Annotated in this window: 12 protein-coding genes; 2 read left to right on the forward strand and 10 right to left on the reverse strand. The window is 63.3% G+C overall.

From position 1 onward, the window contains the following. Window positions 1-16: 16 nt before the first annotated feature. The 8 genes from LDN82_RS15415 to LDN82_RS15450 all read right to left on the reverse strand — a co-directional run bounded on the left by LDN82_RS15415 (window position 17) and on the right by LDN82_RS15450 (window position 8,694). A complete protein-coding gene (locus LDN82_RS15415; RefSeq protein ID WP_224088221.1) occupies window positions 17-1,237 on the reverse strand; it encodes a pyridoxal phosphate-dependent aminotransferase in 1,221 nt (406 codons plus the stop codon). A gap of 120 nt (window positions 1,238-1,357) precedes the next feature. Then, the gene (locus tag LDN82_RS15420) at window positions 1,358-2,317 is read right to left on the reverse strand and encodes an ABC transporter substrate-binding protein (protein WP_224164907.1); all 960 of its coding nucleotides are present in this window, start codon (window positions 2,315-2,317) and stop codon (window positions 1,358-1,360) included. Then, window positions 2,314-3,060, reverse strand: coding sequence for an ABC transporter permease (locus LDN82_RS15425; RefSeq protein WP_224088222.1), 747 nt, complete (start codon window positions 3,058-3,060; stop codon window positions 2,314-2,316). Before LDN82_RS15425 ends, LDN82_RS15420 begins: the two co-directional genes overlap by 4 nt. Further along, window positions 3,057-3,800, reverse strand: a complete 744-nt coding sequence (locus tag LDN82_RS15430) for an ABC transporter permease (protein ID WP_224164909.1) — start codon at window positions 3,798-3,800, stop codon at window positions 3,057-3,059. The genes LDN82_RS15425 and LDN82_RS15430 overlap by 4 nt, the downstream gene beginning before the upstream one ends. Beyond that, window positions 3,800-4,894: an ABC transporter ATP-binding protein gene (locus LDN82_RS15435; RefSeq protein ID WP_275965577.1), complete on the reverse strand. Its 1,095-nt coding sequence runs from the start codon at window positions 4,892-4,894 to the stop codon at window positions 3,800-3,802. The genes LDN82_RS15430 and LDN82_RS15435 overlap by 1 nt, the downstream gene beginning before the upstream one ends. 97 nt (window positions 4,895-4,991) lie before the next feature. Next, window positions 4,992-6,179 (reverse strand): ribosome small subunit-dependent GTPase A, encoded by a 1,188-nt coding sequence (gene rsgA, locus LDN82_RS15440; protein ID WP_224164911.1) that lies wholly within the window; start codon window positions 6,177-6,179, stop codon window positions 4,992-4,994. A gap of 225 nt (window positions 6,180-6,404) precedes the next feature. Next, window positions 6,405-6,857: an NUDIX hydrolase gene (locus LDN82_RS15445; RefSeq protein ID WP_224088227.1), complete on the reverse strand. Its 453-nt coding sequence runs from the start codon at window positions 6,855-6,857 to the stop codon at window positions 6,405-6,407. A 40-nt stretch (window positions 6,858-6,897) separates the two neighbouring features. Then, complete coding sequence (locus tag LDN82_RS15450) at window positions 6,898-8,694, reverse strand: beta-galactosidase family protein (RefSeq protein ID WP_224164913.1); 1,797 nt, start codon at window positions 8,692-8,694, stop codon at window positions 6,898-6,900. Between the two features lie 50 nt (window positions 8,695-8,744). On the opposite strand from LDN82_RS15450, the gene LDN82_RS15455 reads away from it, so the two are divergent. Continuing rightward, window positions 8,745-9,767 (forward strand): pirin family protein, encoded by a 1,023-nt coding sequence (locus tag LDN82_RS15455; RefSeq protein WP_224164915.1) that lies wholly within the window; start codon window positions 8,745-8,747, stop codon window positions 9,765-9,767. An 8-nt stretch (window positions 9,768-9,775) separates the two neighbouring features. Here LDN82_RS15455 and LDN82_RS15460 read toward each other — a convergent pair whose 3' ends face one another. Then, window positions 9,776-10,711: a BadF/BadG/BcrA/BcrD ATPase family protein gene (locus LDN82_RS15460; protein WP_224164917.1), complete on the reverse strand. Its 936-nt coding sequence runs from the start codon at window positions 10,709-10,711 to the stop codon at window positions 9,776-9,778. 41 nt (window positions 10,712-10,752) lie between these two features. On the opposite strand from LDN82_RS15460, the gene LDN82_RS15465 reads away from it, so the two are divergent. Continuing rightward, window positions 10,753-11,781, forward strand: a complete 1,029-nt coding sequence (locus tag LDN82_RS15465) for a nitronate monooxygenase (RefSeq protein WP_224164919.1) — start codon at window positions 10,753-10,755, stop codon at window positions 11,779-11,781. Here the strand turns inward: LDN82_RS15465 and LDN82_RS15470 are convergent. Further along, complete coding sequence (locus tag LDN82_RS15470; protein ID WP_224091106.1) at window positions 11,756-12,730, reverse strand: LysR family transcriptional regulator; 975 nt, start codon at window positions 12,728-12,730, stop codon at window positions 11,756-11,758. The two genes, LDN82_RS15465 and LDN82_RS15470, sit on opposite strands and share 26 nt — an antisense overlap. Window positions 12,731-12,762 lie beyond the last annotated feature (32 nt).

Below are 12,762 nucleotides of genomic sequence, written 5' to 3' on the forward strand. Positions count from 1 at the left end.
GGCCATGCACCACAGGCTAGTTCCCGGGGTACCTCGACAGGAAGTCCGCCATGCGGCCAATTGCCTCTTCAATGTCCTTGACGTTGGGCAATGTCACCATCCGGAAGTGGTCCGGCCGCACCCAGTTGAAGGCACGTCCGTGGGACACCAGGATCTTCTGCTCCTTCAGCAGGTCCAGGACGAACTTCTCATCATCCCGGATGTGGTAAACCTCTGGATCCAGCCTGGGGAACAGGTAGAGGGCACCCCTGGCCTGCTGCGTGCTGACACCCGGGATCGCGTTCAGGAGGTCATACGCTTTGTTGCGCTGCTCCAGGAGCCTGCCACCGGGAAGGATGAGATCGTTGATGCTCTGGTAGCCGCCAAGCGCTGTTTGTATGGCGTGCTGTGCCGGGACGTTGGCGCACAACCGCATATTGGCCAGCAGGTTGATGCCTTCAAGGTAATCGGCAGCATCCTTCTTGGGACCGGAAATGGCCATCCAGCCGGCGCGGTAGCCACAAACGCGGTAGGCCTTGGACAAGCCACTGAACGTCAGGCACAGGACGTCGTCGCCGGTCAGTCCGGCAAGGTTCACGTGGACAGCGTCTTCGTAGAGGATTTTCTCGTAAATTTCATCGGCAAACAGGACCAGGCCATGCTTCTCGGCCAAAGCAACGATCTGCTTGAGCGTGTCCTCGGGGTAGACGGCGCCCGTGGGGTTGTTCGGATTGATGACCACGATGCCCTTGGTCCGCGGCGTGATCTTGGACTCCAGGTCCTCCAGATCAGGTTGCCATCCCGACTCCTCATCACAGAGGTAGTGGACGGGCCGGCCGCCGGCCAGGGCAACGGAAGCCGTCCACAGGGGGTAGTCCGGCGTGGGAATCAGCACTTCATCGCCATCTTCGAGGAGGGCCATGAGGGACATGGTGATGAGTTCGCTGACCCCATTGCCGAGGTAGATGTCATCAACGTGGATGTTCTGGATTCCGCGGGTCTGGTAGTACTGCGAGACGGCCGTCCGGGCCGAGAATATGCCGCGGGAGTCGCTGTAGCCCTGGGCATTGGGCAGGTGGCGGATCATGTCCACCAAAATGGCGTCAGGCGCTTCAAAGCCGAAGGGAGCCGGGTTTCCGATGTTCAGTTTGAGGATCCGGTGACCCTCTGCCTCCATCTGCTGGGCGGCCTGAAGAATCGGTCCACGGATGTCGTAAAGGACATTATGAAGCTTGGTGGACTGCTTGAAATTCGCCATTCATCAAATATGCCACACCGGTGATGGACTTCAGTTGAGACTTAACTCACAGATACGACGACGGCGGTGACAGACCCGCACGGGTCCGCCACCGCCGTCGTACGCGGTTTACGTCAGGCGCTACTTAACGATGCCCTTGTCTTTCAGCCATGCGGCCGCGGCATCCTTGGGGCTTTGCTTCTGGTCCCCGCTGACTGCCCGGTTCAGGTCCACAAGGTCATCGGTTGTCAGGATCCTGGACACATTGTTGAGCGCGTCCTTGGCCTTGTCCGTCATTTTGGCCTTGTTGTAGAGCGGCAATACCTGCTGGGCCTTGAAGTTGTTCTTGGGGTCTTCCAGAACCACGAGGTCGTTGTCAGCGATTGACGGTGTGGTGGTGTAGATGTCGGCCACCTGGACCTTGTCCTCCAACAGTGCCTGGAGCGTCAGGTTCCCGCCGCCGTCGTTGAATGGCTGAAGGCCCTTGAGCTCGCAGTTGTAGTTCTTCTTCAGCCCGGGGAAGCCGTAAGCACGGGTCTCGAACGTTGCCGGGGCCGCCATCGTGAAGTCCTTGCAGACCTTGGCGAGGTCCTCAATGGACTTGAGCTGGTACTTTTCGGCAGTGGCCTTGGTGACCACCATGGCGTCCTTGGACTCCGCCTTTGCCGGATCAAGCACCGCCAATCCCTCCGGAAGCTTGCCAGGAAGCGCCTTGTACACGTCCTCAGCCGAGACCTCCGTGGCCTCTGGATCAACATAGGAGAGCAGGTTGCCGGAGTAGTCCGGGACGAGGTCCACGGACCCGTCCTGGACAGCCTTGAAGTAGATTTCGCGCGAGCCGATGTTCGGCTTGGTAGTGGCCGTGACACCGGCCGCGTTCAGGGCGCCCGCATAGACCTCGCCAATCACCTGGCTCTCTGGAAAGTCGGCCGATCCAACCACAAGCGGCCCACTGGATCCGCTGGACCCACCGGGAGCAGAAGTGGACGGGGTGGCCAAAGGGCTGCCGCCGCACGCGCTCAAGGCGAGGGCCACACCGACGCCGGCCGCGAGGCCGCCGAGTCCACGGCGCGTAAGGGTCATGGGAACGGAATTTTTCATGGTGTACCTCCTTGAACGGCAGCCGCGGCGGGAGCTGCGGCTGTGAGATCGTCGGCCGCCGTGTGGCGTCCGCTTGAGTCGAGGGTGAGGCCGGGCGGGAGGACCAGCCTCTGCAGGGCGGCCAGAACGAGGTCCACCGCAATGGCAAGGGCAGCGATCAGCAGCGATCCACCAAGCATCCGCGGAAAGTCCTGCAGGACAAGCCCATCGAATAAATACCGTCCCAGGCCACCCAGCGGCAAGTACGCAACTACCGAAACGGTTGCAATCACTTGCAAAACAGCTGTCCGGATGCCACCGAACATCACCAGGAGCCCATTGGGGAGCTCAACACGGAACAGGATCTGAAGCTCCGTCATGCCCATGGCCCGGGCTCCGTCCACCACCGTGGCATCCACGCTGGAGATACCCGCATACGTCCCCGCAAGCAATGGTGGAACCGTGAGGATCACCAGGGCCCACACCGGCGGCATCAAACCGCTGCCGGCCAACAAGGCAAAGAGGACCAGCAGACCCAGAGTGGGCAGGGCCCGCAGGGCGCCCGCAATGGCCACGGCAACCACCCTGCCGCGTCCCGTGTGGCCAATGTAAAGACCCACAGGTACTGCAATGGCCGCAGCGATGAGGAGCACCAGCCCGCTGTACTGCAGATGCTCGGACAGCCGCGTGGGGATGCCTCCGCTTCCCGTCCAATGAATGGGATCCGTCAACCACGCAATGGTGTCCGTAAAAACGTTGCTCATGCCGATGCACCCGGATCCGGCCGTACTGGGGCGTGGGGCAGGTGTGGTCCGGTTTTCGGTTCAGTGAGCAAGGCGGTGCCGTTCTTGCGTTCGCCCGTGCCGCCGCCTGCCGCCCGTGTCCACGGAGTCAGGAGACGCTCCAGCACCACAAGGACTGCATCCATCAGCAAGGCGAGGATAAGGATGGCGATGATGCCAACCACTACTTCGGTGACGAAGGTCCTCTGCAAACCATCGGTGAACAGGATTCCGAGGTTGCCGACTCCCAACAGGGCAGCAACGCTGACCAGCGAGATGTTGCTGACTGACACGACGCGGAGCCCGGCGAAAAGGACCGGCAGTGACAGCGGGAGGTCCACCTGGAAGAAGCGGGCCGAGGGCTTGAAGCCCATGGCCACGGCAGCGTTGCGGAGATCGTCGTCAACGGAGTCGAACGCATCCATGGCGGCACGGACCAGCAAGGCCACCGCATAGATCGTCAAGGCGACCACGACGTTGAGGGGATCCAGGATCCGCGTGCCCAGGATGGTGGGCAGGATGATGAAAAGCGCCAGGGACGGGATGGTGTAGAGCAAGGACGTCGCCGTGGCCACCACAGACCTCAGGGTACTGTTCCGCCGGGCGAGCTGCGCCAGGGGAATTGAGATCACCAGCCCAAGCAGCATCGGGATGAGTGCGAGCACAAGGTGCTGGCCGGCCAAGCCGAGAACCAGGCCAATGTTCGCCAGGAACCACTCCATCAGGTGGCGTCCTCCCTGTGGCGGCGGACTTCCTCGATCAGGGCAAGGACTTCCGGCGCCTTCAAGACCCCGGCTACCCTGCCGTCGTCGTCCACGGCAACGCCCAATCCCGATGGCGAGGACAACGCCGAATCCAGCGCCCGGCGCAAAGTGTCTCCCTTATGGAAGAGGGAACCTCCGGGGACCAGCCCGGCACCGTCCCGGGGTGAGGACCACCCGAGGGGACGTGATTCGTCGTCCACCACCAGCGCCCACTCCCCCGAACGGCGTCCGGCGTTTTGGCCCTCGGTTTGTCCCACCATGGTGACGGGGTGGAGTCTCACGGAGTCGGCGACGTCGAAGGCAAGGTGGCGGAAACCACGGTCCCTGCCCACGAAGGAGGCCACAAAATCGTTGGCCGGTGCCCGCAGGATTTCTTCCGGGGCGGCATACTGGGCAAGCTTGCCGCCAATAGCAAAGACTGCCACTTTGTCGCCCAACACCGTGGCCTCGTCAATATCATGCGTGACAAACACGATGGTTTTAGCCAGCTCGCGCTGCAGGCGCAGGAGTTCCTGCTGGAGTTCATCGCGGACCACCGGGTCAACGGCGCTGAAGGGCTCGTCCATCAGAAGCACCGGCGGGTCGGCTGCGAGCGCGCGTGCCACTCCCACGCGCTGCTGCTGACCGCCTGACAGTTGCGAGGGATACCGTTTGCCGAGCACCGAAGCCAGCCCAACGACGTCGAGAAGTTCTGCGGCACGTTTGCGCGCATCCGCTTTGGATACGCCGTTGAGCCGCGGAACCGTAGCGATGTTATCCAAAACGGACCGGTGCGGAAGCAGCCCGGAGGACTGCATGACATAGCCCATGGAGCGGCGAAGCTGCGCTGCCGGCACTGTGGAGACATCCTTGCCTGCCACCGTGATGGTGCCCGAACTTGGTTCCACCATGCGGTTGATCATGCGCAGGGACGTCGTTTTGCCACAGCCCGAGGGACCGACGAGGACGGTGATGGCCCCCTTGTCGATGGACATGGTCAGGTTGTCGACGGCCGGCTGGCCGCCTTGGTATTGCTTGGTCACGCTCTGGAACTCAATCATGGCTTCTGCCATACCCGGGCCTATCTTCGGCGGACGATCTTCACCCAGCGTAGCCAGCACCACCGACGATGTCAGCGACGCCACGTATTCCGTAATGAATCGGCAATGTTCAGCGTTTGCGTCGTTTGCCGCCCTTTGCTGCGCGTTCCTGGGCTTGATCGTGCCGGTGTCTTTCCGCGGCACGCTGTCCCCTGTCCGCCGACATCACCTTTTGATGCCATTCGCGCTGATAGGCCCGCCTGGCTGCGGCATCGTGTTTCCGGTTCAGGGCCGCCAGTTCGCGTTGCAGTTTGAGGTAGCTGCCCCACCGGCGCTCGTCCAGGGTTCCGTCGGCGAGCGCCTCCAACACGGCGCACCCCGGCTCGGCTTGGTGGGAGCAATCGGCGAAGCGGCATCCGGCGAACAGCCCCTCAAGGTCGCCGAACATCTCCTCCATTCCGTCTTCGGCGTCGAACAGCCCAAAGCCACGGACACCTGGAGTGTCCATGAGCACGGCACCGCCTGCCAGCGGCACCAGTTCCCGGGAGGTGGTGGTATGCCGCCCCTTGCCGTCACCGGCACGCACCTCACCCGTTGCCTGGAGATCGCGTCCGGCGAGGGCGTTGATGAGCGTGGATTTGCCGGCACCCGAAGGGCCGAGCAGCACCAGCGTGGCCCCGTCCGGGATGTGCTGCCTGAGGTCCTCGATGCCGTCGCCCTGCTCTGCGGAGGTGGTGACCACCTCCACGCCGGCAGCCTGGAGGATGACTTCACCTACGACGTCGTCTGCCAGGTCCGCCAGGTCGGCTTTGGTAATGACGACCAGCGGAGTTGCGCCGGAATCCCATGCGGCCACGAGCGTCCGCTCCAGCCGGTTATGGGTAAGAGGCCGGTCCACGGGAACCACTACCGCCACGATGTCGATGTTGCTGCCCAGGATTTGTTCTTCGGAGGATGCCTCGAAAGCGCGCTTTCGGCTCAGGGCCGAATGCCGGGGAAGAACCTCGACGACGGATGGCTCACCGGCGCCGTTATGCCCCAGCCACACCCAGTCCCCGGTGGCGGGCACCAAACCATGCCCGGGATAGGGAAGATGGAGCAGGCCGCTGCTTGAGGCTACGAGCACACGGTTCCTGTCGAGGCGGACCACCCGTGCCGGAGTGTTGACGCTGGTGTGGCCGTCCGTAGCGGGATTGGTGCGGAAGAGTTCAGCGGTGCTTTCGGTATAGCCGTAGTCTGTTGGGCCTTGGAGACGGTGGCCGTCGACTGCGTCGCTGAAACTGTTTTTTGGGTCGCTTGAAGAAGCGTTAGTATTCACGTTTGGTACCTCTGCTGAGGCCCCGGCCGCCTAGCTTTGGCAGGCTGATGCCGGGACAGGAATGGTGGTGTGATGACGGTGCGCCGCGCGTGAGTGCGGGGCGCGCAGGATTATGGCAATCATCAGTTCCACCTCCTCAGCATCCGGGCCGGCAGCTGGAGGGCCGGCAACGTTCTACAGCGTAGCCAAGCCACTGGGCCTTTGGCTAGGTCTTTTGGGAGGCCTTTAGTCGAGCTTCCCGTCGGCTGGCCGCTCATTGTGCAGACGTAGTGCCACGTCCACCAGGGAGACCCGGTTGAGTTTGCCGATATCTTCCAGGGGAATCCACGCCGCATGGGTAGTGCTGCCATCCACCTCGTGCGTCAGCTCGCCACCGACGATCGTGGCCTCGTAGACCAGCCGGAGCGCCTGGAAGTCCCGCAGCGTACCGTCCTGCCCGGCTTCCGCGGGCCAGTGTCCGACGTCGATGCCCAGCATGCGATCGATGCGGGCCTCATAACCGGTTTCTTCATAGACCTCGCGGCGGCATCCGTCCACGGGATGCTCCGCAAGGTCCAGGCCCCCGCCCGGCAGCGTCCAGCCTTCTTTGCCGTCCTGCTTCCAGTAGGCGAGAAGAATCCGGTCCTCCTGAATGATGATGGCGTAAGCGGCAGGGCGGGTGTCGAACTCCAGGGTCATGGTGCCAGCTTAGTAGGCAGCTACTTCCAGCCGGTCTGCACTAAGGCAATTCGGCCGCCATGATCGGCCCCGACTCTTCCGGGCCGAGGTCCGGTCCTTCACGGAGCTCGACGACGGTCCCCGCTTGGGCGAGCTCCAGCACCTTGATGCTGTTGAGGCCACGCTTCACCAGGGGCGCCGGGGCATACAGGGTTACCTGAGGCCCTTTGTCCCAATATCGGCCCAACAGGAAGCCGTTGAGCCAGACGAAGCCCTTTCCGGAACCAGGGAGCGCAATATATGTATCCGCCGGTTCCGCAACCAAGAACTCCGCTCCGGATAGTCCCTCGAGCTCCTCTGCCGCCCATTCAGCCAACGGTACTGGCGTTTGCGTCCAGTGGAAGGTGTAGCGCTGGTTGATCAGGACACCGCCCTGGATTCCTTTGCCATGCCCGGTCAGGGGACCGTAGTTGATGCGGCCCAGGTTCTCCACGAGGATCTCCAGCTTGGCCGGGACGCCGGTTCCGGTGACAGCCAACCCTTCGGCCCCGTTCACATCGTCGAGGACCCCGGCAAACTGACCATCCACCCAGATGTAGGCACGGTCATTCAACCCTGTGATTTTGAGGCGGCTCTCTACTGGGGCCCCGGGGCGTCCCGGGAGAGTCGCCTCGGCCGCATAAAGGACCATGCCGGCGTCGAGTCCCAACTGTTCAAAAGTGAGCGGTTTGACGCTGGTAACCGGCTTGCCCGAATCGCGGACGAGCTCCAACAGGTCCCGGCCTTCCGTCAGGGCCAGGGACTGCGCTGGAAGGACCGGGGCGTCCGTGAGCAACCCGGCAGGCAGTTCAGGAAGGTCCTCGATGCCCTGGGCGCGGTAGAACTCCTTCCTGAAGGCATGGAACTTTGGCGTTAATGCTCCGTTCTCGGCAATAGGGGCATCGGAGTCGTAGCTGGTGACCGTCGGCTGGAGCATGGTGCCATCGTGGTTGCTGCCGGATCCCAGGCCAAAGTTGGTGCCTCCATGTGCCATGTAGACGCACACCGATCCACCAGCATCGAGCATTTTCCGTGCTTCCGCCGCGGCGTCGTGGGCGTCGCGGCGGTGGTGGTGTTCGCCCCAGTGGTCAAACCAACCACCCCAGAATTCGACATTGAAGAACGGCTCGTCCGGTCGGCGCCTCTGCCATGTTGCGATAGCCTCGTCACCCCGGCTTCCCAACGTGGCTGTCGCCCAGGTCCCCTCGACGGAGCCGCCGTCGAGGAAGTAGTCAGTGCCGCCGTCGGCGGTGAACAGCAGCTCAGTGATCCCGCGCTCCTCCAAAGCACGGCGGTTCCAGCGGATGTACTCGTGGTCGTCGCCGTAGCTGCCATATTCGTTCTCAATCTGGACGGCGACGACCGGGCCGCCCGCAGATGCCTGCCGTGAGGCGATCTGCGGGAGAAGGTGATCGAACCACTCCTCGATCGCGGCCGTAAACTGTGGATCCATGCACCGCAGGCCGATCCCGGGGATTCCGGTGAGCCAGGCCGGGAAGCCGCCGTTGTCCCACTCCGCGCAAATGTAGGGGCCTGGCCGGACAATGACGTCCAAACCTTCCTCCGCGGCGAGATCGATGAAACGGCCAATGTCCCTCCAGCCTGTAAAGTCCGGCGCCTCTTCGCGCTTAGGCTGGTGGAAGTTCCAGGCGACGTAGGTGTCAACAGTGTTGGCGCCCATGGCCTTCAGCCGACGTAGGCGGTCCTGCCACAAATCGGGGTGAACCCGGAAGTAGTGGATGGCTCCCGCAAGGATGCGATACGGTTCACCCGAACGGTAGAGGACGGCGTCGTGGTAGCTCAAAAGGGCGTTGTTCACACGGAACAGATTAGCTCAATTTCCAACATTTATGCACAGGTGATGAACACATGACCAATCTTGATACTTCGCCGGCGGAACAAGTCTGCCCCGCCGCCCATGAAGGACAAGGCCCGTGCGTGCAGTTATGGCCCGAGCGTGAAGTTCCGCTGGGCGGCGTCCGTGCCATGAACGTGTTCCGCACCTTGCCCCAGCGCGGTTTGCCCACCGTTGGCGCTTGGTGCTTCCTGGACAGTTTTGGGCCGGACCGCGTGGCAATGAGCGTTCTCCCCCACCCCCACTGCGGTCTCCAGACGGTGACATGGCCGCTGGAAGGGGCCGTTAGGCACCGCGACAGCGTGGGAAGCGATGTTGTGGTCAAACCCGGTGAACTGAACATCATGACCGCCGGCCACGGAATCTCGCATTCGGAATTCTCGGTCCTGCCTGCGGCTACGGTGGCCGGAACGGATGACGGGATTCCCATGTCGCGGGGACTCCAATTGTGGGTTGCACTCCCCGACGAGCACCGGCACCGCGAACCGTCCTTCGAGCAACACAGCGAGCTTCCAGTCGCTGTTGGCGAAGGCTACACGGCAACCGTGATGGTGGGTGAATTCGCTGGCCAGGGCTCACCCGCCACGATGTTCAGTCCCATCGTAGGTGCGGACATCACCGGCGCAGGTACGCTCCAGCTTCCGCTTCGACCCGAGTTTGAGCATGCAGTGTTGGTGCTGGACGGCCACCTGGTCATCGACGGCGAAAACATCGAACCAGGCCCCTTGGCCTACCTGGGTGCCGGCAGGCACAACCTGATCGTAGAGGCCCAACCGGATACCCGTTTCATGCTTTTGGGTGGCGAACCGTTCGGGGAAGACCTCTTGATGTGGTGGAACTTCGTGGGACGCACTCATGAAGAAGTGGAAAAAGCGCGTCTGGAATGGGAAGCCGAAGGCCTGCTCGACGACGACGCCGCCGCCACGTCACGCTTCGGCTTGGTCCAGGGCCATGGTCCTGACGCAGGACCGGAAGCCGGACGCATCCCCGCGCCGCCACTTCCGGGCGTTAAGCTCCGGCCCCGTACCAGGGGCTGAGTCAAGCGCTACGCCCGCTGCTCGGCCACAAGCCGGGGGACGCCGAACACAGGGTCCTGTTGGAGAATCCGGACATCGACGATACCCCGCTCGGCCAGCCGCGCCTTGAATGATTCCTGCAGACGGCGGACGTTCATGCCCAGCCCACTGCCCAGAATCACGGGACCGTCCAAGCCCAGTTGTCGAACGACCTGCTCGGCCAGGTCAGCCAGGTCCTTGCCCGCCTGGTCCACCAGCCTGGCGCTGGTTTCATCACCGGCGTCCGCAGCCTCGACGACCAGCCGCGCTTGTTGCGCCCAATAACGGCGACCGGTTTCCGGGGAGTGGAACAAGGCGATCAGTTTGCCAGGCTCTTCCACGCCACAGGAGTCCAGCAACGCACGGCTAAGGGTGTCCGGCTCAAGTCCCTGGTTCATCCGCCGCAAGCTGTGGCGCACGGCTTCGCGGCCCAGCCAGTAGCCGCTTCCCTCGTCGCCCAGAAGATAACCCCAGCCTCCGGCGCGGGCTTCCTCACCGGCCGCATTCCGTCCCCACGCGGCAGAACCGGTTCCGGCAATCACCGCGACGCCCGTGCTTGCTCCCCCTGCCGCCAGAAGCAGCCTGGAATCGTGAACCACGGTGATGCGCGCCCCGGGGACGTGTGGGGAGATCAAGTCGGCGAGCGCTTGCGCGTCCTCATCGGTATCAATTCCTCCGGCGCCCGCGTAAACCTGGTCAATGTCACCGCCGCCGATCTTTCCGAAGAGTTCGGCGAGATTTGCCATGGCCTGCTCGCGGCTCACATTCTGCACATTGGAGCTTCCGGCGCTTTCGTCCAGGACGGGAACGCCGTCTTCGAACCTCACGCCGCGCGTTTTCGTTCCGCCGATATCCAGCCCGATCACGGTACCGGTGAGTGCCTCCGTGGACGCGTGGGAATGCATGGCAGAGTCAAGATTGTTCACCGTGAAAGACTAGCTTGGAGCGCCCCGAGGAGAAACTGCACATGTCGCATTCCCTGTTTGATACGCCTTTCATTGCAGCGCCCATGGCTGGTGGAACGTCCACTCCCGCACTCGTGCAGGCAGTCCAGGCCGGCGGAGGCTTGGGTTTTCTGGCGGCCGGCTACAAAAGTCCCGAGGCCATGGCAGCCGAGATCGCAGCAGCGCGTGCCATGGGCATCCGGTTCGGAATGAACGTTTTTGTACCGGACACGCTGCAACTCTCCCCGTCCGCCGGGGCGCGCGCGAGGCTGGAGGCGTACCGGACGGAACTTGAAGCAGAGGGCGCCCGCTACGGCGTGGCAATCCCAGCCCTCCGATTTGACGACGACGACGCCTGGCAGGACAAAATCGACGCGCTGATCGCGGATCCTGTGGAGTTCGTCAGCTTCGTCTTCGGGCTTCCGGGACGCTCTGTGGTCAAGGCCCTGCAGAAGGCCGGAACTGCTGTCATCTCCACTGTGACCAGTGTCGCCGAGGCCCTGTCGGCCGCCGAGGAAGGCCCGGATGCCCTTGCGGTGCAGCACAGTTCTGCAGGAGCACACAGTGCGACGTTCCTGGCGGCCGACCCAGGAGAAAACAGCACGACGGCGGGTCTCATCGCCCAGGTGCGTACCGCCGTCGACCTTCCGCTGATTGCGGCCGGTGCGGTGAGCGACGGTACAGCGCTTCGCGAAGTCCTGGCTGCCGGTGCGTCAGCCGCTCAAGTTGGTACGGCGCTGGTACGAACGGAGGAAAGCGGAGCCCGGCAACCGCATAAAGATGCCCTGGGCGACCCGCGCTTTACGGAGACGGCCAGGACCCGGGCCTTCACAGGACGATACGCCCGTTCACTGGTCAACGCGTTCGTTCGGGATCACGCGGACGCGCCAGAGGGTTATCCGGCAATCCACCACCTGACGGCGCCAATCCGGGCAGCAGCATCGGCGGCGGGTGATCCTGACCGCCTCAATCTGTGGGCAGGCACTGGTTGGCGATCAGCAAAGGAAGGATCCGCGGTGGATGTTGTCAGGGATTTCCTGAACGAGCTCTGACTAGCTCGGCCAGCAATGCTTCGCCCTCCGTTACCACCAGCTCACGGAACAGCCTGACGGCGTCGGGTTCGAAGGTGCGCTCCCGCCATGCCATGCCGATTTGCCGGAACGCAAGGTCGGATTCGATGGGAACTTCCACAAGTCCCAACTCAGCCCCTGGCAGGAACTGGCCAGTTCCGGAGCCGGGCCCGGCGGGCGGCAGGATGCAGAAGCCCAGCCCGGCCGCCACCAGCCCCCTGGCAGTGTGGGATTCCTGGACTTCAAAGGCGGTCCGCGGACGGAAGCCCGCTTCGCGCAACAGCGCTTCGCCCAAGGCCCGGAGGCCGACGCCGGCCGGCAGCGTCACATAAGGGTCATGCCGCAGCTCGGACAGGTGCACGCTGGGGCGGCCCGCGAGTGGGTGCCGATAATGCAGCACCACGCGCAGTGGCTCCCTGTAGAGGGGCAGGGAGTGGATGCCCCTGCCTTCCGGGGCGATCGGTGCAGTGAGGGCGAAATCTGTATCGCCCCTGGCTAGTTCGTCCAGGCAGTCGTCGCGCGGACCCTGCCGTAGCTCGAAGACCGTATGCGGATGCCTGCCCCGGTACGCGCTGATGAGCAGGGGCAGAGTCGCTTCACCGAACGTGTGCTGGAACGAGATGCCGATGCGTCCCCTCACCACGTCCGATTCGTGCCTTACCCTGTCCAGTCCGGCTTGGAAGTCTTCCAACGCAGCTTCGATGTAGGGCAGCAACGTCCTTGCCGCCGGAGTCAGGCGGATGCCACGCCCATCACGAACAAGAAGATCCATCCCCACAATCGCGCTTGCCCTCGCCACTGCACGACTCACCGTGGACTGGGGAACGCCGAGGAGCTCGGCCGTCTCCGTCATATGCTCCGTCCGGCCCAGTTCTGCCAGGACGGGAAGCAGCGGCAGGAGCTGCACAAGCTGTTGGTGATCCGGTTCCATGTGCCTGCCGTTCCGCTCCAGCATCAGTAGGA

This window comes from Arthrobacter sp. StoSoilA2 (genome assembly GCF_019977195.1).
Taxonomy (GTDB): Bacteria; Actinomycetota; Actinomycetes; order Actinomycetales; family Micrococcaceae; genus Arthrobacter.